Source organism: Armatimonadota bacterium (assembly GCA_017303935.1).
In the GTDB taxonomy this organism is placed as follows: Bacteria; Armatimonadota; Fimbriimonadia; order Fimbriimonadales; family Fimbriimonadaceae; genus JAFLBD01.
Genome location: JAFLBD010000001.1, coordinates 365,735 through 389,828, shown reverse-complemented (window position 1 = coordinate 389,828; position 24,094 = coordinate 365,735). Strand labels below are relative to the sequence as shown.

21 protein-coding genes are annotated in these 24,094 nt (G+C 53.5%); 6 read left to right on the top strand and 15 right to left on the bottom strand.

The features are described 5' to 3' along the window. Positions 1-30: 30 nt before the first annotated feature. From J0L72_01835 to J0L72_01825, 3 genes are read right to left on the bottom strand one after another with little or no spacing between them, the layout of a single operon-like run. Entirely contained in the window at positions 31-333 is a 303-nt protein-coding gene (locus J0L72_01835; GenBank protein MBN8689513.1) for an MGMT family protein, read from the bottom strand. Next, a complete protein-coding gene (locus J0L72_01830) occupies positions 330-1,478 on the bottom strand; it encodes an amidohydrolase family protein (protein ID MBN8689512.1) in 1,149 nt (382 codons plus the stop codon). The genes J0L72_01835 and J0L72_01830 overlap by 4 nt, the downstream gene beginning before the upstream one ends. Positions 1,479-1,493: 15 nt before the next feature. Next, the gene (locus tag J0L72_01825; protein MBN8689511.1) at positions 1,494-2,171 is read right to left on the bottom strand and encodes a prepilin-type N-terminal cleavage/methylation domain-containing protein; all 678 of its coding nucleotides are present in this window, start codon (positions 2,169-2,171) and stop codon (positions 1,494-1,496) included. Between the two features lie 114 nt (positions 2,172-2,285). On the opposite strand from J0L72_01825, the gene J0L72_01820 reads away from it, so the two are divergent. Both J0L72_01820 and J0L72_01815 read left to right on the top strand, forming a co-directional pair. Then, positions 2,286-3,275, top strand: coding sequence for an LCP family protein (locus J0L72_01820; GenBank protein ID MBN8689510.1), 990 nt, complete (start codon positions 2,286-2,288; stop codon positions 3,273-3,275). Further along, positions 3,259-4,086: a hypothetical protein gene (locus J0L72_01815; protein ID MBN8689509.1), complete on the top strand. Its 828-nt coding sequence runs from the start codon at positions 3,259-3,261 to the stop codon at positions 4,084-4,086. The genes J0L72_01820 and J0L72_01815 overlap by 17 nt, the downstream gene beginning before the upstream one ends. Here J0L72_01815 and J0L72_01810 read toward each other — a convergent pair. Next, entirely contained in the window at positions 4,056-4,895 is an 840-nt protein-coding gene (locus tag J0L72_01810; protein ID MBN8689508.1) for a Stp1/IreP family PP2C-type Ser/Thr phosphatase, read from the bottom strand. The two genes, J0L72_01815 and J0L72_01810, sit on opposite strands and share 31 nt — an antisense overlap. Before the next feature lie 125 nt (positions 4,896-5,020). Between J0L72_01810 and J0L72_01805 the strand changes: the two genes are divergently transcribed. Beyond that, positions 5,021-6,313: a hypothetical protein gene (locus J0L72_01805; protein ID MBN8689507.1), complete on the top strand. Its 1,293-nt coding sequence runs from the start codon at positions 5,021-5,023 to the stop codon at positions 6,311-6,313. A gap of 75 nt (positions 6,314-6,388) precedes the next feature. Here J0L72_01805 and J0L72_01800 read toward each other — a convergent pair whose 3' ends face one another. Genes J0L72_01800 through J0L72_01775 form a run of 6 tightly spaced genes read right to left on the bottom strand, consistent with a single transcriptional unit; the run spans position 6,389 to position 14,547 of the window. Further along, positions 6,389-7,552 (bottom strand): ABC transporter permease, encoded by a 1,164-nt coding sequence (locus J0L72_01800; protein MBN8689506.1) that lies wholly within the window; start codon positions 7,550-7,552, stop codon positions 6,389-6,391. A gap of 3 nt (positions 7,553-7,555) precedes the next feature. Then, positions 7,556-8,299, bottom strand: coding sequence for an ATP-binding cassette domain-containing protein (locus J0L72_01795; GenBank protein ID MBN8689505.1), 744 nt, complete (start codon positions 8,297-8,299; stop codon positions 7,556-7,558). A gap of 7 nt (positions 8,300-8,306) precedes the next feature. Beyond that, the gene (locus J0L72_01790; GenBank protein MBN8689504.1) at positions 8,307-10,475 is read right to left on the bottom strand and encodes a thioredoxin domain-containing protein; all 2,169 of its coding nucleotides are present in this window, start codon (positions 10,473-10,475) and stop codon (positions 8,307-8,309) included. 48 nt (positions 10,476-10,523) lie between these two features. Next, positions 10,524-11,861, bottom strand: coding sequence for a glycosyltransferase family 1 protein (locus J0L72_01785; GenBank protein MBN8689503.1), 1,338 nt, complete (start codon positions 11,859-11,861; stop codon positions 10,524-10,526). A gap of 2 nt (positions 11,862-11,863) precedes the next feature. Beyond that, positions 11,864-13,042: a sigma-54-dependent Fis family transcriptional regulator gene (locus J0L72_01780; protein ID MBN8689502.1), complete on the bottom strand. Its 1,179-nt coding sequence runs from the start codon at positions 13,040-13,042 to the stop codon at positions 11,864-11,866. Further along, positions 13,039-14,547: a GAF domain-containing protein gene (locus J0L72_01775; GenBank protein ID MBN8689501.1), complete on the bottom strand. Its 1,509-nt coding sequence runs from the start codon at positions 14,545-14,547 to the stop codon at positions 13,039-13,041. Before J0L72_01775 ends, J0L72_01780 begins: the two co-directional genes overlap by 4 nt. Positions 14,548-14,627: 80 nt before the next feature. On the opposite strand from J0L72_01775, the gene J0L72_01770 reads away from it, so the two are divergent. Further along, on the top strand, positions 14,628-17,201 hold the full coding sequence (locus J0L72_01770) for a hypothetical protein (protein MBN8689500.1): 2,574 nt from the start codon (positions 14,628-14,630) through the stop codon (positions 17,199-17,201). Further along, the gene (gene plsY, locus J0L72_01765) at positions 17,188-17,799 is read left to right on the top strand and encodes a glycerol-3-phosphate 1-O-acyltransferase PlsY (GenBank protein MBN8689499.1); all 612 of its coding nucleotides are present in this window, start codon (positions 17,188-17,190) and stop codon (positions 17,797-17,799) included. Before J0L72_01770 ends, plsY begins: the two co-directional genes overlap by 14 nt. On the opposite strand, the gene J0L72_01760 is transcribed toward plsY, so the two are convergent. Both J0L72_01760 and J0L72_01755 read right to left on the bottom strand, forming a co-directional pair. Further along, positions 17,790-18,635 (bottom strand): neutral zinc metallopeptidase, encoded by an 846-nt coding sequence (locus J0L72_01760; protein ID MBN8689498.1) that lies wholly within the window; start codon positions 18,633-18,635, stop codon positions 17,790-17,792. The genes plsY and J0L72_01760 overlap by 10 nt on opposite strands. A 9-nt stretch (positions 18,636-18,644) precedes the next feature. Further along, the gene (locus J0L72_01755; protein MBN8689497.1) at positions 18,645-19,550 is read right to left on the bottom strand and encodes a rhodanese-related sulfurtransferase; all 906 of its coding nucleotides are present in this window, start codon (positions 19,548-19,550) and stop codon (positions 18,645-18,647) included. 61 nt (positions 19,551-19,611) lie between these two features. Between J0L72_01755 and J0L72_01750 the strand changes: the two genes are divergently transcribed. Beyond that, positions 19,612-21,003 carry an MBL fold metallo-hydrolase gene (locus tag J0L72_01750; GenBank protein ID MBN8689496.1) on the top strand — a complete coding sequence of 464 codons (1,392 nt, stop codon included), beginning with the start codon at positions 19,612-19,614 and terminating at the stop codon, positions 21,001-21,003. Here J0L72_01750 and dusB read toward each other — a convergent pair. Genes dusB through rdgB form a run of 3 tightly spaced genes read right to left on the bottom strand, consistent with a single transcriptional unit; the run spans position 20,984 to position 24,090 of the window. Further along, positions 20,984-22,006, bottom strand: a complete 1,023-nt coding sequence (dusB, locus tag J0L72_01745) for a tRNA dihydrouridine synthase DusB (protein MBN8689495.1) — start codon at positions 22,004-22,006, stop codon at positions 20,984-20,986. The genes J0L72_01750 and dusB overlap by 20 nt on opposite strands. Further along, positions 22,003-23,454, bottom strand: a complete 1,452-nt coding sequence (locus tag J0L72_01740; GenBank protein MBN8689494.1) for an OmpA family protein — start codon at positions 23,452-23,454, stop codon at positions 22,003-22,005. Before J0L72_01740 ends, dusB begins: the two co-directional genes overlap by 4 nt. A 24-nt stretch (positions 23,455-23,478) precedes the next feature. After that, positions 23,479-24,090: an RdgB/HAM1 family non-canonical purine NTP pyrophosphatase gene (gene rdgB, locus J0L72_01735; GenBank protein MBN8689493.1), complete on the bottom strand. Its 612-nt coding sequence runs from the start codon at positions 24,088-24,090 to the stop codon at positions 23,479-23,481. Positions 24,091-24,094 lie beyond the last annotated feature (4 nt).

The following is a 24,094-nucleotide window of genomic DNA, read 5'->3' as shown; positions in this document are numbered from 1 at the left end:
AGAGCCCGGTCAAATCTGGCCGGGCTCTTTTTATTCTTGTTCAACAAAGTAGCGCCGTGGCACTCGGTCGTTCTCCAATTGAACGCCTTCGTTTGCCAACAATGCTCGCTGCTCCATTCCAATCCGTGGATCGCGACGATCCGTCTTGATGTCGCCATTCGCGCCGACCACTCTCCACCACGGGACCCCAGCCGGACAATCCGCGATCATCTTTCCGACGACCAATCCACTGCAGGGTCGATCCAGGCTCGAACCCACATCACCGTATCCCATCACTTTGCCGGATGGAATCGCACTGACAACAGCAAACAAGTTTTCTCGTATTCCGCTCAAAGCCATTCCACCTGGGCCGGATTGCCAAACTCTATCAGTTCTTGGACGGTTAGCGCCGGAGATTGAATTTTGATATAGGGTTGATCGGCGGCGGTCTCTGGATCGTGGACGCCCCAATCCGAAAATCCAAGTGTCGCCGCTCCCATTGTCGTGCCCACTTCCCAAATTTTTTCGGCAGAAACTCCTGTCACGGCTCGCATCTCCGCAAAAAAATCGATTTCGCCGCTGCTGGCAGGACTATCCATCCCAATTCCAATCTTTAATCCGGCAGCTAGCATCTCTTCGATCGGCGCCGGCGGACACCCCAAGGCGATGTTCGACCGCGGGCAATGCGCGATGACAGCGCCAACTTGGGCTAGAAGTTCGATATCGTCGTCACTCACGGCACAACAATGCACGCACTGCGTCCCGCTCCCCACGACGCCGATATCAACGGCCTCACGGACGGCTGAGCGATTCGAGAGATTTCGTTGAACCTGAAACTTGGCGTAAAGTTCGGCGATTGGTCCGGTGCCAGATTCAAAGTACTCGTTCTCGACTGGAGATTCTGCCAAATGAATGCTGGGCGCCCCAGGCTGAAAAGAGGCTAGGGTTGCTTCGTCAACGGTATAGAGCGCGTGCGGCGCGAGCATCAATCGCAGTCCGCCGCCTGCCGCGAGAACCTCGGCTCGCTGACCTTCCATCTTCTTCTTTATAAGAGCGAGTTTCTCAGCAGGCGAACCCGATTCCAGGAAGGTGATCACTTCCTGGAAGATCTTGCCGCGGATTCCGACCCCAGCCAGCGCCGCCCCACTGAATGGCCGATCCGAGTGCTCGCCAATCAGCCCCACTCCAGTCGCCTTGTTTTCTTGTGCCGCAAGGATGCAATCTGCCTTAACCTGATCGAGGTCTTGGCTCGCCTTCTTTTCCGTCAACTCGCGAATCCATTCCCAATAGTTGCTGGATTGAATCTTGGATTGAAGCCCACGATATTCGAGGTGTGAATGCACGTTCGCAAACGGTGGAGAAATCCAGACTGGGTCAGGCTTGTGAACGGTTGGGCGAAGCTCAACGAGTTTCCCGTCAACAAATGCGGCTTCTAGCCCTCGTTCAAAACGGTTGCCGGTCCAAAAACCTTGGGGTCGAACAACGCGTTCCGAAGCCATGAATAGAATTATGGATTAGAGCTCGATACCCCAAGCCGTCTGGAGCTGATCGTAGGTCAACGATTTTGCGTGCATGTCGCCAAACAGACAGTTGTAGCGGAATTTTTGGAGCTTTTCGAAATACCGACCTGGGCTATCTTGGCGTTCGATTCGGGAGGCCGACCCGTGCCAATGCCCAGCACCGTCGAAGATCACGTTCACTTGCGCGGGTAGTTGGAACTGGCTGCTTTGGAAATATTTGAACGCAATTTCGGTTCGGAAGAAATAGCTCGCACCGTACGAGGTCGCTAAGCTCGGAGCGGAACGCAACTCGATTCCAAAATGGCTATCTAGCATTGCCGTGCCGCTGTCGGATGGACACTTCCAGACTCCTTTCGACTTAATGTAAGGATTCGTCGCGTCCCAGATGAGAGGCATGTCAGGAATTCTTGCCCGAAATTCTGGTTCATCGTCCCAAATCTCTGGTCGGAACTTGTCGCTCGCATCGACCGCATGGGGGAATTGGTCGTCGTTATCCGACATGTACATCGTGATACCGGCGCCGATCTGCTTCAAGTTTGAAAGACAAGCGGTTTGGTTTGCGCTCGCTCGGGCGCGTGCGAAAACGGGAAACAGGATTGCGGCCAAAAGCGCAATGATCGCAATGACCACCAACAACTCGATCAGCGTGAACCCCTTCCTTCGCGTTCCCATTTGCATAGGTATACGCTTTTCATGTACCAAACGAGCCAGCATATTCAAATCAGGGAATGATTTTGGCCCATTACCTGTTGTTTATAGCGGGTACCCTTTGGGTTCTACTGCTCCATGTTTTCCGAGAGTCGGCCTTCAAAATTCAAGATCATTTTTGGTCACACGATCTACGCATTGTGGTGCGCCATCTTCTTGGCGGTCGGCGTGGGTGCCGGTTGGATTGGTAAGTACTCCGTCACCAAAGAATTCATCATTGACACAATCAGAGACAAGCCTGTTGAAGAATCGTTCGAATATAAAGACCACATCTACGTTCTTCTCCTGGGCTGTGATGAGAACAGGAGCTTCATCAATCAGCAAGTGACGACGAAGGCAGCGCGAAGTGACATGATGCTCGTAGCACGCTTCGATTTCCGAAATTTCACGATCACCGGTGTTTCGATTCCGCGGGACATGCTCTATGAGTACCCCGGCTACCGGATGAAGAAAATCAATGCCTATCACGAGGTTGGCGGTAAGGAACTCACCCAAGATGTCATCGAACGGCTGCTTCAAATCGACATCGACCGGACGATGGAGCTGGATTACACTGCTTTTCAACGCGTGGTGAACCTCATTGGCGGCGTGCCGATCGACGTTCCCAAAAAGATGAAGTGGATCGACAAAGCGGGCGATCTGTACATTGACCTGGAGCCAGGGCCACAAGTTCTCAATGGTTATAACTCGATGTGCTTTGTGCGTTATCGCCACAGCGACAGCGACTACGAGCGACAAAAACGACAGAAGGACTTTATGGTTGCTTTCAAGAAGCAACTCATGAAGCGACTTGATTTGGCACCAGTCGTTTTTGAAGAGAGTATTGCCCTTTTTGGTGGGGCCCTCACAGCAGATGAAATCGGCGCGCTGGCCCGATTCGCACGCAAGGTCCGCCCCGACAACATCAAAATGGGCATGATTCCTGTTGTCGATCAAGGCAACACGGGCGGATATGGTTGGCACCAAACATTGAACGAAAGCGATCTGCCGAAAACTCTGGCCGAATTTGGGTTCTCAGAATCAAATCTCGTTTATTCGGAGGCACCAGCTCTTGCCAGAGGTCGATAATTCTATAGCGACCGACGATACCGGTCGTTCCGATTATTTATCGCGCAAAGATATCAAGATCATCGGTGGAGCACTTTTCGTGCTCTTTCTGCTGTTTGTTCCGATCTGGATTCACCTCAAAAAGCAAGGCGAGGCGACCGTTTGCCGTGGCAACATGGGCGCAATTTCGAAAGCACTCTTGGTGTACTCCGAAACATTCGATGCGCGATTTCCGCCTGCCTACTATCCCGACTACGATGGGAATCCGGTCATCATCGATGGCGAACCGATCTCTTGGGTGACGCTGGTCCAAGAAGGGATGTCGGAGCGCTTTCATTTCGATTGCCCAACCTCAAAGCCCGGCGAAAATGGCAAGGCACTACCAGCGATTGGCAAAGACAAAATAACCTACAGCTACGGGCTGTATGCGCCGATGGCCCTGCGAACTCCGGCGAATTTGGCCCAGCCAGCCGAGACGGTTTTGATTGGCGAAACAGCTTGCAGCGGATCGAACGGAGCCTATAATCCCCTACCATTCAAACTCAAGGACGGAACAACGATTCAACACGACGGGTTCCTCATTGGCCTGGATAACTCCAACCTCATGGGTCCAGACGTGATCAATTCGGGAGCCGCGAATGAAGCCAAGATGGTGACTCGTCTCGCATTTCGAAATGCGCAAGGTCAGCCGTATGTCGAGGGAACTCCGGGGCGGCACGACGACTTTGTCCATGTCGTCTTAGCGGATGGCCGCCTAAGCCGAATCAAAGCTCCAGCAGCGTTGATCCGACGCCAAGGAATTCAGGCTATCGGACTTTGGTCAATGCGCTGAAGATCGTCAACCCGCGTGACGAGTACGGTGCAGTTATCCGAACCGCCACCGGCAAGCGCCATTGATACAAGCTGCCAGCAAGATTCTGCGGGCCCAAATCGCTCTAAAGTGTCATGAATCTCCGCGTCACTGACGTGGCCCGTCAGTCCATCGGAGCACAGAAGAAAAATATCGCCAACCTCCAAGTCGATCCAGAAATGGTCGACTGGGACATTAGCTTCAGTGCCGATCGCCCTCGTGATCACGTGACGATATTGATGATTCTCGGCCTCTTCCCGAGTCAGTAGTCCCTGGGAAACAACGTCTTCTACCCAGGTGTGGTCGGTTGTGATTTGCTCCAGCATGGATTGCCGGAGCCGATACAACCGAGAGTCACCAACTTGAATCACCAGCCCACGGTCCTGGATGAGTGCAAGGGCGGTCAGGGTGGTGCCCATGCCCTTTCTGCCGGGCACGGTGCAACCCACGTCATATACAAACCGGTTTGCGGCGTTTGCGGCAGAAATTCCGGCAATTTCTGGCTCGTGACTGGGGTGGTTGAGGAATACGTCGAGAAAAGTCTTGGTAGCGAGCTCACTAGCAATTTGGCCAGCGCTATGTCCACCCATGCCATCGCAAACGACGTAAACTTTGCCGCGGGTTGCTAACAAGTTCTCATCGGATGGCTCGTAGAATTCGAACTTATCTTCGTTGTTTTCGCGCACACGTCCGAGATCAGTTTTTGCGGCAACGGTCGTATAAATTCGAGTCTGCAGAGGGACAGCTTCTCTTATCTCAGCAACGACATATTCGGCAGTGATCTCGTCCATGGTTCCACTCATTTTGGCGGGTCATCCCGTTCCAGAACTCCCACAATTGACGGAATTCGCAAAATTGACGTACAAATTACGAGTTTTGATTACCAATTCCTCCAATTTTTCTGTACTATATCAACATGACGAATCTACATAAGGGAATCGTCCTTGGTTTACTTGCTCTCGGGAGCACGTTTGCTTTTGGCACAAGGGTCTACATCACAGACAGTCCTTCGAAGTCCGTCAAGGTCTACGACGCGGAAACTGGCGAGTACATGGGCGTGTTCGGCGCTGGGTTTTTGACCAACATCCTCAGTCTCGAGCAGAGTCCTTTTGATGGCTACGTTTACGCTACAGGGAACGGCGCAGTACTGCGGTTTGACCCATACACCGGAGCGTATGCCGGCTCCATCGGTACCGGATTCCTTTCCGCTCCAGATGATGTGGCATTTTCTGCCGACGGCAAGATGTACGTTTCGGATATTCGAAGCGGATCAAACCTGATCTTCCGATTCAACCCGACGACGGGAGAATATCTCGGTTCCCTCGGAAACGGATTCTTGGGAACTACTAGTTCTGGCATCTCGATCGCGACCGGCCCGAACGATATGATCTATGCCATCGGTGCAGGCGGCGTTGCCGTTCAGAAGTTTGTTGCCAGTACAGGCGAATACAAAGGCGCAATCGGTACCGGCTTCTTCAGTGGTGGCCGTGGTCTAGACCTGGATAGCAATGGAATCATTACCGTTGGCAGCTACTTCAACGGTTCGATGATGAAGTTTGATTCGGCTGATTCCTCGTTCAAAGGGATGTACGCCACCGGCGGATTCGCACCATCCATTTATGCGAGTTGCTTAATGCCGAATGGCTGGAGCTTGGTTCGATCGTTTTCTTCTGGCACTGAATACGTGGCTAGATTCGTGCCTTCTACCGGCGAATACAAAGGGATTTTTGCAGCAAATAGCGGTCTTCAGGGATTCGGACTGGCGATGGAAACCAAAGCCAAAGTCAGCGGAACAATCACCCTCGAAGACTACAACTGGACATCTACTCTCAACGTAGTCTTCCAAGTGCGAAACGCCAGCAACGTAGTTGTTGACACCGTCACCGTACCAGTGTCGCCAACTGGTGCCTACACGTTCGAGACTTATCAGCGAGGCACCATGTATGTCGCTGCGAAGACAACGCACTTCTTGACAAAGCGAACCGCTACCACCGTTAACATCGGTCGGAGTGGAGCCACTGGCGTGAACTTGACACTGATCAATGGCGACGTGGACTTTGATGATGAAGTCGGTTCGAGCGACTTTGACACCGTCGTGGCGAACTTCGGTAACTCGTCTCCAGACCCAGGCGATATCGATAACGATGGCGAAGTCGGTTCAAATGACTTCGATGTCGTCGTGTTCAACTTTGGACTCGCCGGAGACTAATCCTTCTAGGACCCAAAATGAAAATTGGACTCTGAATTTCAGAGTCCAATTTTTTGCTTCGGGATTGGCCCCAGGCTAGATTCTAACGAGAACCTTTTCTTGTTCGAGCAGTCGCCTCGTGACCACCACGAAAACCAGTGCCAAGATCATGCAGACCCCAGCGCTCCCCAGAATAGCAGTCCAATCGATCTTCCCGAGCAAAATCGAGCGCAAACCGATTGATGTCCCAAGAACCGGAGTCAGCTTGACCCAAGTCTGATTTCCGAGGTCCGTAAACCCAATCATGTTGCTCATCACAGCAGGAATGAGCACGACGAAGCTAATGACCGAAAGATAGGTCTGTGCTTCGCGAGGATTCTTAGCCCAGGTGCTCACGCTGAGCAGGAGGCCCGCGAACATGAAAACGAGCGGCAGAACCGCCAGAATCAGCAAAATCAAGTTCGCTGGCTCAACGCGAAATCCGGCCATTTTGCCGCTAGTCACATACGCAATGACGATCCCCAGTGCCGCGGCAATACTACTGAGCCAACAGATCAGAGACAGGGCGATCAGCTTGCCATTCGCCACTTCCTTTCGTTGGATGGGCGCAATCAGGAGCGTCTCAAGGGTTCCGCGCTCTTTCTCTCCCGCCATCATATCGCTAACCGAGCTGAACCCTCCGTAAAACGCCCAAAGCACAATCATGTACGGCAGCAGGCTAACGAGCCCGATCGAATCCTTTGCGCTCTCTTTGGTCTGGTCGTGCTCCTTTACCGCGATCGGCTCCAGAGTTTTGGCAGGCAACCCCTTGGCTTCCAGAACTCCAGCGGCTGCCTTTTTGTTCAGCCCCTCAATCGTTGCAGAAACCGTCTTAAGAGCGACTTGGCTCATCGGTTCGCCGCTCAAATAGTAAGCGTTTACCGAGCCTTCCATCCGCTGGAGGTCACCATCAAAGTCCTTCCCGGGATCAATGAGAAGTCGAAGGTCACCATCATCGAGCATCTTCAATCCCTTCGCCTTATTGCTCACCGATATGATCTGGCTACCAGGAATCTGCTTCAGAATCTTTACCATCGAATTCTCGGTGCCATTCAAAACCCCGATCTTGCTAGCTCGATTGGACTCCACGCTCGTCGAAATGGTGCCGATCAATTTGAACATCAAAATGACCATGAGCATCGGCATCACGAACGCACCAATGGTCACTCGCCGATCACGCAGCATTTCTCGAATTTCTTTCTTGAAAATCACCCAAGCCATTGCTTAGTTCTCCCCTCTCTTGTATCCAACCAACTGCAAAAACGCCTTCTCAAGCGTTGGTTGACCTGTTCGCTCTTTGAGCTCGTTCACCGTCCCCGATGCACTATTTCCGCCCGCATGGATCACCACGACATGGTCGCTCAAACGCTCGACTTCGCTCATGATGTGAGTGCTGAAAATGACCGTTTTGCCTTGTTCACGCAAGGATTCAATGAACTCCATGATCGCTTGACTCGCGAGCACATCGAGTCCTGCTGTCGGCTCGTCGAGCAAGATCACCTGCGGGTCATGCAAGATGGCCCGTGCAACTCCAACGCGTTGCTTTTGCCCCGTGCTGAGCTTGTCGCAAAGTTGGTCCAGAAATTCGCCTAAACCGAACTGTTCGCTGATCTGATTGATCCGTCCATTCAGTTCGGCGCCCATCCCGTTCAGCTTCCCAAAGTACTCCAACACTTCTCGGGCAGACAAGCGACCATAAAGTGCCGTGGAATTGCTCAAGAATCCGAGGTTTCTGCGGACATCGACCGGCTGAGATTTGACATCGAATCCCATCACGGAGGCAGAACCGGTGTCAGGTTTCAGGATCGTGCTGAGCACACGCAGAGTAGTGGTTTTGCCTGCGCCGTTCACGCCCAACAATGAGGTGATCTGCCCAGGTTTTGCTTCAAAACTGAAGTCGGTAACCGCCTGCTTGACCCGCTTTTTGTGATCAACAAATGCCTTCGAAATCGATTTGACTTGTACCATGATGGATTTAGCCTATGACGACGCCATCAAAAACCGCTTCTTCGGGTGACAAGCATTCGGTCTCAGTGCAGGCCTGATATCGAATACGGACTTCGAATTCTTGGGTTTCATTCGCCTTCACCGAGATCTTGAAAGGAATTTCGATGACTCCTTCGTAACGATCGTTCTCACCTGCCGGATAGTCCACCTGAGCGCGCACGCCCTCAAACTTAACCTCAGTCGGGATCAGCCATCTCGCAGGTGGAGTAGCGGTATTCAAATGCAGTCCTTCTGGAATGGAAATCTTCACGACGCCCTCGGCCAAGTTCGAACCGCCCGCTTCTAATTCCCGATGAGACAGCGTGACCCGCACTTTTTCGGTGATCGGTTTGGGAGGAGCTGGAATGTCCATTCCTGGCAACCCACTGATCTCTGATTTCAAATTCACAAGATTCAGAGCACAAGAGATCATGGCTTCGCATGCCCGAGGCATCTTTTGAGCCCATCCTAGAACCGCCATCAGGCACTGTTCAGCCAACTCAATTTCATTGGTTGCCAAAAGTGCTTGGATAGCCAACGCGTTCGCGCTTGGGCCGCTCTGGTCGAGACAAGGCTTACTCCGGCCAAACAGCTTGTCATGCTTCTCGCTCGTAAAGAAGAACCCAAACTTTTCCTTGTCGAGAAAATTCTCGATCATTTCTGACTTCAGAACTTGGGCAAAATCGGCGAACTCGGACTTACCCGTGGACTCCGCGATGGCCACGAAACCCAAGATCTGCGCCGCATAATCGTCCAGGAATGCGTGTCCGCTCGGTTCGCCATCTGTGATCTGGTGGGGCAAGGCACCAAACTCTTTGTGAGCAGCGATCCAGGAACTCGAACAGCGTTCGGCTACCATCGAATCGCCCGATGAAGCCAAGGCTCGCAACACCAGGCCATTCCAACTCGCAACGGCCTTAAAGTCCACCATCGGCTGGGGCCGCGATTCCCGAATCTGGTACAGCGTGGAAAGCTGCGCGGCAAACTCGTCACCATTTCCGCCAAGTCGATGCAGTACGTTCAAACCCGTCTTCTGTTGGGTCGCCTCGTCCAGATAATTGCCATCCTCCATGACGCTGTACAGTTCGCAGAACGAATCAGCAGCATCACCAAGCGCAGCCTCAATTTCTTGCTTGGTCCAGAGATAGGTGAAGCCTTCCATTCCATCGGTATCTGCGTCGATCGCGGAATAGAACAGCCCATCCTCGCTCATCATCTTCGACTTCAGCCAACTCAGCGTCTTGATCGCGGTGAGTTCGATGGCGTCTGCAAATGGTGCGTCGATGGCATACGCGATTTCTGTTGCACGGAGATACAAATCGACCAGCAACGCGTTGTCGACCAGCATCTTTTCGAAGTGCGGCAGGTGCCAAAAGGCGTCGGTGGAATAGCGGTGGAAGCCGCCTTCGACTTGGTCAAAAATTCCACCCATCGACATCGCCTGAAGGCTCTGAAACACCATAGAAAGTGCTTCGGGCGCGTCATCGGGATTTACCGCCGCGTAGTCTAGTAAGTACGAGAGCGAAGAATGCTGTGGGAACTTCGGTGCCTCGCCAAACCCTCCATTCTTGCCGTCAAAATCGGATTTGAGCGCATTGAAGCAATCCTTGAACAGTTGTGGATCGATTTTGCTTGTCAAGGACCCCAACGTCCTGCCAGCGGCTTGGGTTAAGTGTGCGGCAATCTGATTGGCACTGTCCAGAACGTCTTTTCGGCTGGTGCGCCACATCTGCCCAAGCTTCACCAGGATCGTTGCAAAACCCGGATACTGACCTTGGTCCACCGGCGGGAAATAGGTTCCGGCGAAAAACGGCTTCTTGTCTGGCGTTAGGAAAACGCTCATCGGCCATCCGCCTCGCTTGCTGATCATCTGGACCGCCAGCATGAAGGTCTCATCCACATCGGGTCGCTCTTCGCGGTCCACCTTGATGCTGATATAGTCACGATTCAGAATCGCGGCGATCTGCTCGTTTTCGAAGCTTTCCTCCGCCATGACATGGCACCAATGGCAGGAGCTATATCCGATGCTCAGAAAGATCGGCTTATCTTGCTTCTTCGCCTCAGCGAACGCTTCCTCGCCCCACTCGTACCAATCCACCGGATTGTGAGCGTGCTGCATCAGATAGGGAGATTTGCTTTTGGCAAGTCGGTTCGGCATTCTGCCAACAGTGTGACAGAATTTTCCGCATGCCCCGAGGATCGAAGCCTACGCGGCTTGATCTTCAAACATTTGCTTGATGATCTGCGGATGGACGTGCGGCACGTCCGAAGGAAGCCTCGATTCTAGCTCGGCTCCAAACGCCAGGCATTCCAGAGCATCGGCGGCAACTTGAGTACCGCTTTCGTACCGCATTTGGCTCACTGCGAGTTTCGCCATTGCGTCATATTCCGGCGTTGTAAGGATCTTCATGACCGCTTCTTCGAGCGCATATTCAGTTAGTCCCGAACGCGGGATTTCGATCGCTAGCTCAAGTGCGCTCAGCCGCGAGGCCAAATCCGCCTCTGCGTAGTCGCCTGGAATGACCACCATCGGTAATCCCGCACGCATGGTCTCAGCCGTCGTGCCAATTCCGCCATGATGCACGACGACTCGGCTAAATTCAAAAACAGATTCAAGATTTATGGATGCCACCGCGCGGATGTGGTCAGGAAGCCATTCGTTCCAATCGTCGCAATTTGGCCCGGCGGCTATGATCGAACGCAACCCTGTTCGACGAGCAAAATCGATCGCTTGCTTGAAGAAGTGGTTCGGACTGTGCAGCGCGCTCGATCCCATCGTAAACACGATGGCAGGATCCCCTTTAGCGAGCCACTGCAACGTCTCAGAATCTGTGCTCCCAGCGTCGGCGGCGCGGGGAAAGCCGGCAATAAGCGAGTTCTTTGGCCAGTCCTCTTTGGGTTCAACCAAGGTTCTGCTGAACAACCCCAAATGCAGTTGCGAAGAGTGCTGCCGAGTGAAAAAATCGTGATCGTCGTCGACCGGCAATCCCACATTCCAGCAGAAGGTTTTGATGCTCTCAAGATATCCTGAAGTCAGGTTTCGAGCGGATTCCCACGCCTTGTCGAACCCGCCGAAAAGGTTGAGCCCACCCAAAACTCCTGGCCAGGCCGGAGCTTGGAACTTCGAGTGCATCGCGCTTGGGGCAAGTGCCACACTGCTCCACGGAATACGATTCACTTGAGCGAAAACTTGCGCTGCTACCGCCGAACCGTGGGTCACCACGAGTTTGAATTTTTCCCCTTTACCCAGTGCCTCAAAGTCAGATTGAAGGTTGGGCAAGATCATGTTCTCCCACAAAAATGGGGCACCGGTCTCTGGATGTCCGATTTTGCCGATGGCGACATTTCGACCACCAAACGCATCGTAATCCGCCGTCAGAGCGATGAATTCGAATTGGTTTCGATCAACCAGATTCTCGAAACAACCCGGCAGCGCCAAGGTGGGTTGATGACCGCGCTTCTTAAGCTCCAGCGCCAGGCCGATGACAGGATAGATGTCACCGTAAGTGCCTAGGGCAGAGAGGAGAATTGAAGCGCTACTCATGGTTATGCCGCTCGGAGAGCATTCGGCAAGTGATGCAGGTCAAGAATCTCTTCGTCCTTTCCAGCCATGACCACCGCGCGCTCAATCACGTTTCCAAGCTCTCGCACGTTGCCGGGCCAGCTTCCAGATTCCAGCGTCGCCAAAGCTATCGGGCTGAGTGCCTTCAAGTTGCGGGCATTTTCGGCCGCAAACTTTGCCAAGAAGTGCTCGGCGAGCGGGCGAATGTCTTCGATCCGTTCGCGTAGCGGCGGAAGATGGATTTCAACGACTTGCAATCGATACAAAAGGTCCAATCGGTATAACCCTTCTTCGACCATCTTGTACAAATCGCGATTAGTCGCCGTGATGAGTCGAACATCTACCTTGGTGGGTTTTGTCGCCCCAAGTCGCTCAAACTCCCGCTCTTGCAAAACGCGCAACAGCTTCACCTGAATAAGTGGAGGAACGTCGCCGATTTCATCAAGGAACAGCGTTCCTTCATGTGCGAGTTCAAATCGTCCCGGTTTGGAATTTTGGGCACCAGTAAAAGCACCTTTCTCATAGCCGAAGAGTTCACTTTCGAGGAGACTTTCTGGAATTGCGGCGCACGAAGCCGCGACAAACGGTGCACCTGCTCGTGGTGAAAACTCGTGAAGGAGCTTTGCAACGACTTCTTTTCCTGTACCGCTTTCGCCGGTGATCAAAACGCTCGCCCGAGCATCGGCGACTCGTCGAACGGTCTCCAAAATCTCAACCATCTGAGGCGATTCAGCGATGAACGACGTGCCAGAAGCACGGACGCTTCCCTTTTTTGGTTTCTGCGACTGGGCACCAGCGTCTCCGCATGCTGCCGCAACAATCTTCTTGAGCGAATCAAGATCGAATGGCTTGGTAATGAACTCAAATGCGCCCTTCCGAATTGCCGCGACGGCCTGAGGGATGGTGCCATACGCCGTCATGATGATAAACGGTGTGTCGGGGTACTTCTCGCAAACGGCGTCGTGAAGCTCGAATCCGGTCATCTCGGGCATCGTGACGTCCGACAAGATGCACTGAACCGGAGTAGATTCGAGCACACGAAGGGCGTCAAGTCCGTTTTCGGCGGTCAGCACCTCATAGCCGACCTTTTCAAAGGCGACTTGCAAAATTCGACGAATGTTTTGTTCGTCGTCAACAATCAATAGCGGTGCTTTTTCCTTCACTTTCTTTGTTCCTGGTTAAACCGAATTTCAAAACGGGTGCCTTCACCCAAAACCGAATGCACGCCAATCGTGGCTTCGTGCGCGTCGATGATCTTGCGAACCATGCTTAATCCCAAGCCGGTGCCCTTTGGCTTGGTAGTAAAGAACGGCGAGAACAATCGAGCCACTGTTTCTTCGTCCATCCCACACCCTGTATCTTCGACAAAAACCGCGCCCGGCTGAACCCCTATTTTTACTGTTCCACCTTTTGCGGTCGCATGCAATGCATTGATGAGCAGATTTCGGATCACCTGCTCCATTCGCCTTTCGTCGAGCCAAACTACCATCGGCCCACTTGTTCCGATGACCTCAAGGTTGACTTCCGCAGTGGCGAAGTCGTCCCGCAGTCTTTCAGCGACATACTCGACGACCCGAGCCAGGTCACCTTCGCTCAGCTCAAGCTTGAGCGGCCTTGCAAATTCGAGGAATTCGTCACAAAGTTTGCTCAGCTTGACGGCTTCAACTTCAATAATCTCGGCAAACTCATCCGCAAGCTCTGGAGTCTCGCGGATCATCTTGGCTGCGCTTCGAACACCGGTCAATGGATTCCGAATTTCATGCGCGATGGTCGCCGTCATCTGCCCAACTTCGGCCAGTCGTCGCAGTCGCTCGTATTCGCGTTGCGCGGATTCGAGTTCGGTGACGTCTTGCAAAATGATGGTGCAACCGCTGCTCGGCAACGGCGTGCTGGAAACTGTCATCACCCGGTTGCCAAAGTTGAATCTCGCCCGGTGACGCTTCCGGTGCAATCCATCGCTTGCGGCAGCAGTCACAAACGGTACGAATTCTTCGTGGCAGGAATTGATGTACTTTTGGAGCGTTTCCAAGTGCCCCGGCACCCTGCCGAGCATCATCACGACTTCAGGATTCGAATGCGTGATCTGCCCTTCCCGGTTCAAGCTCAGCAAGCCAAAACCGAGGTTCATCAGCACCGTCTTTAACGTTTCGGCCAAGTGCTTTGAATCAGCAAACAGCGTCGCATTGTCCACGGCGAGTGCGATCTGATTTCCAATTCCTTCTGCAAATTCGAGGTCTTGCTGATCGAAGTGGGGTTCGCTTGTCGAGCGCGCCAGGTTCAAAACGCCGATTGCCTTGACTTCATCACCATCGACACCGTGATGGATCAACGGCACAATGATCGAGCTTCCAATATCGTCGCGGCGGCGCGATCCTTTGATGATGGTCGGCTTTCCTTCCGCCAGAGCTGCGCCTGCTAGCCCAACTCCAAATTCGATAGTTGCTCCGTCAGGTGTCCGAACGCTCGGGCCGAACTTTGCGTTCAGAATGAACCGATCTCCCACCGATTCTCGAAGAAAAATCGACGCCCCTGAAGCTCGGAACCAGTCGCAGCATTGCTCCAAAACCCGGCTCAGATAGACCTGAAGACCTTCTTTGGACCCTGCTTGCTCCATCGCAAACAAGGTCAGCAGTTCCCTATTAAGGTTTCTGGCCGCCGAAGACATCATCCAGATTATCGGCAGATCATCCCCGCATTTCCAGGTTTGGAATCTGACTCGGCTACGTCTCTACTGCTGAGCACCGTCAAATGGCATTTGATCCAGCGAGATTCAGCGACGAAATTCGAGGACTAACGGGCCTCGTTCCGCCGGATTCGCTCGCCAGATTTGCGGAAAGCAGCCCTGATCCTGAGCGTGCTAGTACCCAGTTCTTGCGTTGGCTAGCAGCAATGGCAAACCCGGCCCAAGTGCTTCAAATCGTGGCGCAATCGGGGGCCATCACCGAGAACTTCTTCCGGCTTCTCGGCGCGAGTCACCAAATGGGCGATCTCTGCATCCAGAACCCTGAAATGGTGAGTCTCTTGTTCGAGCCAGGTTCAACTTCGGTTCACCGCAGTCACCAGCTGATCGAAGAAGGACGGCGACTCCTTTCCGCCGCGAGCAGCCAATCGCACAGGCAAGACCGGCTTCGGCTTCTCAACCAACGGAATCTGCTAAGGATCGCGTTCGATGAGATCGCCGGGATCGATCCTCTGACGACATGCCTGGGAGTCTCGGAGCTTGCAACTGCCATCATTCAACTCTCACTTGAGCTGGCATGGAACTCCGCTTGCGAGTTGATCACCCCGATACCACCTTGCCCGCTCACAATTGTCGGATTTGGGAAACTCGGCGGAAGCGAACTCAATTTCTCGTCAGATATTGATCTAGTCTATGTGCTCGCCGACGATGCCTCCGAACAGCTCGAAAAGCTTGCGGATCGCGCCGCAGTGATCTTCGGCCGAGGAATGGAAGAGAGGATGGGACGCGGCGCGCTCTTCCGGGTGGACCTCCGGCTCAGGCCATTCGGAAATTCCGGAGCGATCGTCAACAAGTGGCGGAGCGTGGAGGCTTATTACCAACGCTATGCCGAGCCTTGGGAGCGCCAAGCCCTGATCCGCTCGCGAGTTGTGGCCGGCGAAGGCGAAGAGAGATGGGAGGCACTTCGGCAACAAACTTGCTTTGCGAGGCCACCAAGTGGTGTTGAGATCGAGCAGCTCTTGAGCCAACGGAGCATGATCGAAACAATCGCAACGGGTGACGATCTCAAGCGCGGGCCGGGCGGCATTAGAGACGTTGAATTTCTAACTCAAATTCTCCAGTTGTTGTACGGCTCATCGCATCTCCAAACCCTCGATGCGCTGGAGCATTTGGGTTCGCTTGGCGGCATCACTAGCGGCGATTTGGCGACCCTCAATCAAGGCTACTCTTTCCTCCGGCGAGTCGAAAATCGAATTCAGCTCGAAGGTAACCAGCAGCGTCACAGCCTCCCAGATTCGCCTGACGATCAGCTCAGGCTCGCAAGGTCATTGGGGTTTGATTCATATGAATTGTTTGTAACCGAGCTCAACCGGCATCGTGCTTCGATTCGGGCGATTTTCAATTCGGTGCTCCCCTCTTCACCCGAGGACGGTCATAGCATCAGCGGATTCGCGATGCTGCCGGAACTTGCTAAGGATTGGATCAATTCTCTTCCGGAAGCGGAATCGTTCATCGCCGCGATCGATCAAAATCCGGAGTCTCAAGCTCGAATTCGGACGTTGTGCGGTCGCTCTCCGGCGTTGATTCCAGAATTCAAAAACGAGATTTCAATCTCAGAATTGATCTTGACTGGCGAGATTTTGGAAGAAGCCGAGGCGCGAGACGTCCAGTTCGGACCCGATGCTGGCAAGAGGTACCGCCGAGCAAAGTTGGCCCACATCACTCGCTGGAGCCTCGATCCGAACGGCAATCCCAGCAATAACCTCGATTCAATCACGGATAAATTGCTACGAACTCTGCTCGGGGGATTTCCGTTGGAATGCGTTGCGATGGGGAGCTATGCTTCCCATGAAACCACCCCGGCATCCGATTGCGACCTCGTCCTGTTCTGTCCGGAAGGAATTCGCCATCTTGAAGCCGAGCAAGCCGCACAAGAGTTCATCCGGCATATCGACTCGCTGGCTCAAGAAGGTTCTGGATTGCGTGTCGATTTGCGCCTCAGGCCGGAAGGAAGAAGCGGACTCCTGGCTCGCACCCACAGCGGATTCTCGAACTACATCCAGAAGGACATGGATCCTTGGGAGCGCCTTGCGTGCAGTCGCCACCGATTGATTTTCGGATCGCCACAATCGTTGGAACTGGTTCGCGATGCCGCATACGGGACTCCGCTCAACTACGAACGGCTGGTCAGCTTGATCGAGATGAGAAACCGGGTCGTCCGTGAACGAGTGCCGTCATCTCAATTTGGTCGGCATCTGAAATTTAGCGAGGGGATGCTGGATGATATCCATTGGCTGATTTACTTGCTGGAAGCCCATCAAAATCAGGCGATCAGACCTGGCGCGTTGACCACTCAACAGAAGCTCGCCGGGCTACGAGAGAGCGGTGCGCTTTCGAACGATGAGCACGCCATACTTGCCGATGCGCACCAGATTTATCACCGATCACGATGGATCATCGAACTCCACGGATGGGAACACAACCTCCTTCCAGATGCGGATGACAAGTTTGATCTGATGCTCGATCAACTGCCTGGAAAGATTGATCGTGTGACTTTTACGGAAACCATTCTTGGAGTTCGCGGTATCTTCGAACGAAAGATGAACAAGCTAAGAGGAGAGGTCGTCCATGACTCCGATTGAACTTGCGATAGCTGCAATTGCCAGCTACTTGTGCGGCTCGATTCCGTTTGGCGTGCTCATCGCGAAAGCCAAGGGGGTCGACATCATGAGCGTCGGCAGCGGGAATCCCGGCGCGACGAATGTCTGGCGGACGCTCGGGCCAGCGGCAGGATTTACAGTCTTTCTGACGGACACGCTCAAAGGCGCTGTTCCGGCAGCGATCGTTTTGTGGCTCTCAAAGGATGCGAGCTTCGGCTTGGTCGCTGGAATTTTGGCCATCATCGGACACACCTTTTCCCCGTTTTTGAAGTTCAAAGGGGGCAAAGGGGTCGCAACCGCTTTCGGCGCATTGGTCGGAAGCGCACCCATTATTGCAGGCATCGTGTTCGCGATCTTTGCGCTGATCGTCGCACTGACCCGCTACATTAGCCTCGGCAGCATCATCGCCGTGATCTCGCTGGTTGGGCTGGGAATTGCCTTTCACATGCCAGCGTTTGTGATCGGAGCCTATGCTGTGATGGCGGTCTTCATTGTGTACCGGCACAGAGAGAATATCGCCCGGCTCAAAGCTGGAACCGAGCGAAAGTTTAGCTTCAAGAAGTCGAAGGATCAGAGCTGACGCGCTTGGAAAGTATTTCCTTCGCTCGGGCTACCCGAATTCCATCCTTTTAGGAACCATCTGACGCGCTGCTCGCTCGTGCCATGTGTAAAGCTGTCCGGCACGACATATCCTTGAGCTTGCATCTGGAGCTTGTCGTCTCCAATCGCGTCCGCCGCAACCATTGCCTCGCGAACATCTTCTTCATTGAGCTCTAGGTCTTTGCGAGCGTAGTGTGCCCAAACACCAGCATAGAAGTCTGCCTGAAGCTCCAATCGGACACTCAGGGCGTTGTACTCGGCGTCGTCCATCTGCTCGCGGGCTCGATGGACTTTATCGAGCGTACCGGTGATTTTTTGAACGTGATGCCCGACTTCATGTGCCACCACGTATGCTCTCGCGAAATCTCCAGCAGCGTTAAACCGTTTCGACATTTCATTGAAAAAGCTGGTGTCCAAATAGACTGTTTCGTCTTCCCCGCAATAGAATGGACCCACAGCGGCACTGGCCATTCCGCATGCACTTTGAACCTGACCAGAGAACAAAACTAGCTTCGGTTTGCGATATACCTTCCCAACTTTGGGCAGGACTTCGGTCCAAACGTCCTCGGTCTCGCCAAGCACTACCCCCACAAATTCTTTGATCTCTTTGTCCTGAGCAGTCGGCTGATAATTCGACGATTGCTGGGTCGGGCTCCCTTGTGCCGCGTTGAGAACTTGGCTCGGATCTCCGCCCAGGAGCATGACTACCAACGCGATAACGAGGATTCCGACTCCCCCGCCTCCGACGGCTTTGCCAGTTGATATTCCGCGACGATCCTCGATCATGTCGCTTTCGCGATTGCCTTTCCAGCGCATGAAGCTATTCTATCGGATAGATTCGTACACTTTGCGGTTCTTTTCGCGTTTTGTCGGAGCTTCTCGGCATGAATCCGAGCAGCACCGACCGGTTGAAACTTCACAGTCTGCGCAGAGAATGATGCGTGCGTTGCACATCGTGTTAGCGCAATTCACATAGTTCGCGCTCGGCGCACCGCACTCCATGCAAGTCGTGATCAACGGACTCGCTTTCTGACCCACTTCGGTGACCACTCGATCATCAAAGACGACGTTGACGCCCTCGAAATTCTCTCCGGCGGTTACTGGATCTTTGCCGTACATCACAATCCCGCCATGGAGTTGGTACACATTTTCAAAGCCAGCTTCCAGCATCCAGGTGGTCAGCTTTTCGCACCGAATCCCGCCAGTGCAATAGGTCAGAATCTGCTTGCCGGCCCATTCTTCCTTATGCTCTAACAGCCAGTTTGGAAGCTCTCGGAAGCTCTCGATTGGTGGACAGATCGCCCCCTCAAATCGTCCCAAAGACCATTCGTAATCGTTTCTTGTGTCCACGATCACGGTGTCCGGCTCGGACATCTTTTGCTTCCATTCCGACGGGCTGAGGTGCGGCGCAGTCAACTCTTCGGGGCGGTGCTCGATAGGGACACCAAGCGTGATCACTTCATCTCGAACCCGCACGAACAGCTTCTTGAATTGATGAGCGTCGACCTCGTCAATCTTGAATTCGATGTTTGGAAACAGTTCGCGCATCTTTGCGATGTAGGCATCACAGGACTCAGTCGTGCCGGAAACGGTGCCGTTGATCCCTTCATCCGCGACCAAGATTCGACCGCGCAATCCTAGCTCTCGGCAAAACGCATCATGTCCCGCTGCGAATTCCGCCGGATCATCAATTTTGCAAAAGTAGTAGTACAAAAGTACGCGGTAGGGCATGGCTTTTCAACATTTTGGCTCATTTCGGCGCGCAAAACCAGATGTCGAATAGAATTCAGGTATGTCTCATACACTCGGCTTTTATGGTGCGGCGCAAACGGTCACCGGTAGCAAGCATTTACTCACAACGTCTGGCAAGAAAATCCTGATCGATTGCGGACTGTTTCAAGGAGGCCGAGCTCTGCGAGAGCGAAACTGGGAGCCATTTGGATTCGATCCAACCGAGATTGATGCGGTCATCGTCACCCATGCACATATCGACCACATCGGCTTGCTTCCAAAGTTGATCCGAGACGGTTTCAAGGGCCCGATCTATGCAACGCCGGGCACGATTGGTATCAGCCGATTCAGCTTGCCAGATAGCGGTAGGCTGCAAGAAGAAGAGGCGAAGTACCACAACAAGCATCTCACTTCGTCGCACCAGCCCGCACTTCCGCTATACACCGAGGCAGACGCGTTTGAAGTCCTCAAGTTGATGCGGCCGGTCCACTATTTTGAGGAGACCGCGGCACCGGGCGGATGCCGATTCGAGTTCATTCCTGCAGGTCACATTTTGGGTTCTGCGTACGCAAAGATTACGTTGGCGAGCGGTGAAACTCTCTTGATGGGGGGCGATTTGGGGCGATTCGATACGCCAATTATTCGGGACCCAGAGATGGTTTCGGGAGCCGACTTCTTGGTCGTGGAAAGCACGTATGGCGACAGATTCCACGCCCAAGAGGACACTATCGGAAGGCTACGAGAAATCATGACTCGTGCGGTCAGAGAGCATATGGTCGTTCTGATTCCGAGCTTCAGCATCGGTCGAACCCAGGAGTTGCTTTACTTCATCAATGAACTTCAACGCGAAGGCAGTCTGCCAAAACTCCCGATCTACTTGGACTCCCCAATGGCCGTCAGCGCGACCGAACTGTACGCCAAGACCACAGAAGATCAGGACCGCGACATGAAGATTCGATTGGACGAAGGCGACGATCCAATGTCCCCGGATGGACTCGTGCTGGTTCGGGACAAGAACCAAAGCAAGGCGATCAATTCGATGAACGGGCCGATGATGGTGATCGCTGGAAGCGGAATGGCCAACGGCGGCCGAATCGTCCACCACCTCAAGAACCGACTCGGAAAGGAGAATACGTTGGTGCTCTTTACGGGCTATCAAGGTGAAGGCACGCTGGGCCGGGAACTGTTGGAAGGTTCACCGACGGTGAGCATTCATGGTCAAGACATCGAAGTTCGCGCGCAAGTTGACAAGCTAAATTCGCTTTCCGCACATGCCGATCAAGGTGAGATCATGAACTGGCTACGAGGATTCCAAACGCCGCCGAAAATGACCTTCATCGTGCATGGGGAGCCGCCAGCTCAAGAAGTTCTTGCAGAAAAGATCCGAACAGAACTTGGCTGGGAAGTGATAATCCCATCGCACGGACAGACCGTCAACTTACTCCGGCATTGATTCTGTGCGCGAATTCGTGCAACAGGCTCTCTACTTCGGAGTAGGAGTTGCATTGGGTCAACGCTTTGCGTGCTTCTGCCGCGCCGGGCTCGCTCTTAATGTACATCGGGAGCTGTCCTCGAAGATGGCGCACCGCGCGTTGCTCAGCGGGCATCGTGCTCTTCGGGTCTTCCTCATGAGACTCGTAGTCGATCATCAGCTTGAGGTGATGCAACGCCACTTTGATACGCTCGTCGATGGTTGGCAATGCGGAAATAGGCCGACCCTCAAGGGCGTCATCGATCCGTTGTAACGCCCAAGGATTGCTGATCGCGGCCCGACCAACCATCACGCCGTCGCACCCTGTCTCGGATAACATCCGGAGCGCATCGTCCGGAGTTTTGACATCGCCATTGCCGATCAAAGGAATTTTGACCCGCTCACGCATAGCCCGGATCAAGTTCCAATCGGCTTGACCATCTAGACCTTGCTTGGCAAACCTAGCGTGCAGTGTGATCATTTTCACACCGACATCTTGGAACCGCTCGGCAAGTTCTGGCGCGGCAAACAACGACCAGTCCCACCCAGCTCGCACCTTGACAGTTACCGGAATCTTCACTGCATTAACTACTGATGAAACGATTTCTACCGCCAGATCAGGATTCTTGAGCAGAGCAGCACCGGCCCCAGTCTTGCAGACCTTTGGTACCCAACATCCCATGTTGATATCCAAAATATCGCAGCCGGCTTCTTCGCAGATTTGAGCCGTTTCGACCATCGACGCGACCTCACCGCCAAAAATCTGAATGCCTAGCGGTCGTTCGAGCGGATGAATACGCAGCTTTTTATAGGTCTTTTTCGCCTTATAGTGTATCGCCATCGCACTGACAAACTCAGTGAACATCAACCCGGGACCGCCGATCTCTTTGGCGATCAAGCGAAACGGCAGGTTACTCACATCCTCCATCGGTGCGAGTATCAGTCGGTTGGAAATCGGCACCTCGCCGACGTGGAACACGGTCACGGATTGATTAGGGTGAATTCCATGCGGCGATTTGCGGCGCGGCCCGCAGGAGTCCCGTTGTCCTTCACCGGTTTGGCGGAGCCGTAGCCCTTGAAATCGAGCATTCGAGGAGAAACCCCTAGCCCCTTCAGGGTTTTGACCACGGCCTGCGCGCGAGCGGTCGACAAATTTAGATTCAATCCTGGGTTACCGACGCTGTCCGTGTGCCCGCCGACTTCTATTCGAGTTCCAGCCGGAGCCTTTTTCATGGCTTCTGCGGCCCTCTTGAGTAGGCTCATGCTGGTAGGGCTTATCGTCGCGCTACCCGTGTTGAAATTGATGACGCAAAGGTTGAGAGCTGCGACCAATTCTTCTGCAGTGAATCCCTCTTCTAGGTTCGAAAGAGCGGCGTTCGCTGCAGCTTCGCTGCGCGCTGGGGTCGAGGCAGGCAATCCTTGGAACGCCTTCGTAAGGTCGAGCTCACAATCTGGTCCGACCAAACCGGCCAATTTTGCTCTGAGCGATTCCTCTTCGGAATTCGACCAATTGCCGGTAATCGCTAACTTTTTGCCCTCAGCGTAAATCTGTGTCGCCTTTGAGTTCAAGAGTGCGAGAATTTGCGAACTATTTTCGAACCAACTGAACAAACCAGAATCTGCGCCAACGTTCAATGTGCCTTGGATTTTTGCTTCGCCGAATTGAGCTTTCGCTTGCTCTTCTAGAATCTTTTGCTGACCAGCTTCCATCAGGCCTCGAACCTGGATGCCATCGCTAGTTTTCGATATCAACAGCACAGGGTCGACGACCTTAGCAGTTTCGTGAGATTCGATAGCCGGCTTGACTGAATGGGCTGCGCCCTCGACTGAGGAATGTTCGACCTTTGCAGAATCATGGGCTGGTTCGCTATGAACCTCTGCCGGCTTTTGACCGCTAAAGAAGGAGCCTGCGAGCAAAAACAGGATCGTGCCAGCGGCGATCAAGCCAAACACAGGGGGGAAATCCGATTTCAGAACGGCACCAGAATTTGCTGCCGAAGCTACACTTGGCGCCGCGACTGCCGCAACCGTAGTATTCGACTGGCTCTTGAGCGCGATGAACTTTTTGTCCAGGTCGTCGCCTTCTGGAAGCGATCCGTTCACACCGATAGCGCGTGTCAAAAATGGCAGAATCGAACCTGAAATCTGATTAGCTCGCTCGGAAGACAATCCGAAGAGCTCGCCAACTCGCCGCATATTGTCGACTCCAAAGAGCTGCGCAGCACCACCGCTGCTTATCCCATCGAAGTTCGAGCCATCGAGCCAGCGTTGGAGCATCGAACCAAAACCCATCGTTCGAACACGCGCATAAAATCCGTCGGCGCCACCCTCAGAATGGCGGATGATGTAAATGATCTCGTCCAAAAAGTCGCCGGATTTGGCACCCAATCCAAACTTGTCGCTCAAAAGATTCAGCAGTGATGTCCAATTCATGGCCACTTGTAACTATATCCGTTTTTAGCCTGCTGGCGATGCCAACTCAGCTTCTAACCAAGCCGAGAATTCTCGCAAAACCTTGCCGCGATGACTGATGGCATGCTTCTGATCAGCAGTCAGGTCGGCCATAGTGCAGTTCTGTTCCGGCAACCAGAAGATTGGATCGTATCCGAATCCGCCCGCCCCGCTCGGGCTTGCGGCGATCATCCCTTCGCATGTAGATTCAAAGAGTTTTGTCGGGTGTCCGGGTCTTGCAAGTGCGATTGCACATCGAAATCGTGCTGACCTTTGTGGATCAGGTGTTTCGCTGAGTCGGTCCAAAATCACTTTCATCTTTTCAGGGAACGGTGTTTCTTCTCCAGCAAACCGCTTGCTATAAAGTCCGGGTTCGCCGTTCATCGCATCTATCTCTAAGCCCGCATCATCCGCCAAGCACCACTCCCCGGTGAAATCGCACGCACTCTCGGCCTTGATCGCTGCGTTCTCCTGATATGTGGTTCCTGTTTCATCTGGTTCAGGAGCACCATTAAAGTCTGCCAGCGTCTCGATTTTCACGTTTGGGAACCGGCCCTGCAGAATCTGCACCATTTCTCCAGCTTTTTTCCGGTTATGAGTCGCGATGACAAGCTTCATGGCA

What these genes read in the sequence shown, in the direction of transcription:
- J0L72_01830 (MBN8689512.1), bottom strand. Translation starts at nt 1,478, where the DNA reads ATGGCTTCGGAACGCGTTGTTCGACCCCAAGGTTTTTGGACCGGCAAC.
- J0L72_01825 (MBN8689511.1), bottom strand. Translation starts at nt 2,171, where the DNA reads ATGGGAACGCGAAGGAAGGGGTTCACGCTGATCGAGTTGTTGGTGGTC.
- J0L72_01820 (MBN8689510.1), top strand. Translation starts at nt 2,286, where the DNA reads ATGTTTTCCGAGAGTCGGCCTTCAAAATTCAAGATCATTTTTGGTCAC.
- J0L72_01810 (MBN8689508.1), bottom strand. Translation starts at nt 4,895, where the DNA reads ATGGACGAGATCACTGCCGAATATGTCGTTGCTGAGATAAGAGAAGCT.
- J0L72_01805 (MBN8689507.1), top strand. Translation starts at nt 5,021, where the DNA reads ATGACGAATCTACATAAGGGAATCGTCCTTGGTTTACTTGCTCTCGGG.
- J0L72_01800 (MBN8689506.1), bottom strand. Translation starts at nt 7,552, where the DNA reads ATGGCTTGGGTGATTTTCAAGAAAGAAATTCGAGAAATGCTGCGTGAT.
- J0L72_01795 (MBN8689505.1), bottom strand. Translation starts at nt 8,299, where the DNA reads ATGGTACAAGTCAAATCGATTTCGAAGGCATTTGTTGATCACAAAAAG.
- J0L72_01790 (MBN8689504.1), bottom strand. Translation starts at nt 10,475, where the DNA reads ATGCCGAACCGACTTGCCAAAAGCAAATCTCCCTATCTGATGCAGCAC.
- J0L72_01785 (MBN8689503.1), bottom strand. Translation starts at nt 11,861, where the DNA reads ATGAGTAGCGCTTCAATTCTCCTCTCTGCCCTAGGCACTTACGGTGAC.
- J0L72_01775 (MBN8689501.1), bottom strand. Translation starts at nt 14,547, where the DNA reads ATGATGTCTTCGGCGGCCAGAAACCTTAATAGGGAACTGCTGACCTTG.
- J0L72_01770 (MBN8689500.1), top strand. Translation starts at nt 14,628, where the DNA reads ATGGCATTTGATCCAGCGAGATTCAGCGACGAAATTCGAGGACTAACG.
- plsY (MBN8689499.1), top strand. Translation starts at nt 17,188, where the DNA reads ATGACTCCGATTGAACTTGCGATAGCTGCAATTGCCAGCTACTTGTGC.
- J0L72_01760 (MBN8689498.1), bottom strand. Translation starts at nt 18,635, where the DNA reads ATGCGCTGGAAAGGCAATCGCGAAAGCGACATGATCGAGGATCGTCGC.
- J0L72_01755 (MBN8689497.1), bottom strand. Translation starts at nt 19,550, where the DNA reads ATGCCCTACCGCGTACTTTTGTACTACTACTTTTGCAAAATTGATGAT.
- J0L72_01750 (MBN8689496.1), top strand. Translation starts at nt 19,612, where the DNA reads ATGTCTCATACACTCGGCTTTTATGGTGCGGCGCAAACGGTCACCGGT.
- J0L72_01740 (MBN8689494.1), bottom strand. Translation starts at nt 23,454, where the DNA reads ATGAATTGGACATCACTGCTGAATCTTTTGAGCGACAAGTTTGGATTG.
- rdgB (MBN8689493.1), bottom strand. Translation starts at nt 24,090, where the DNA reads ATGAAGCTTGTCATCGCGACTCATAACCGGAAAAAAGCTGGAGAAATG.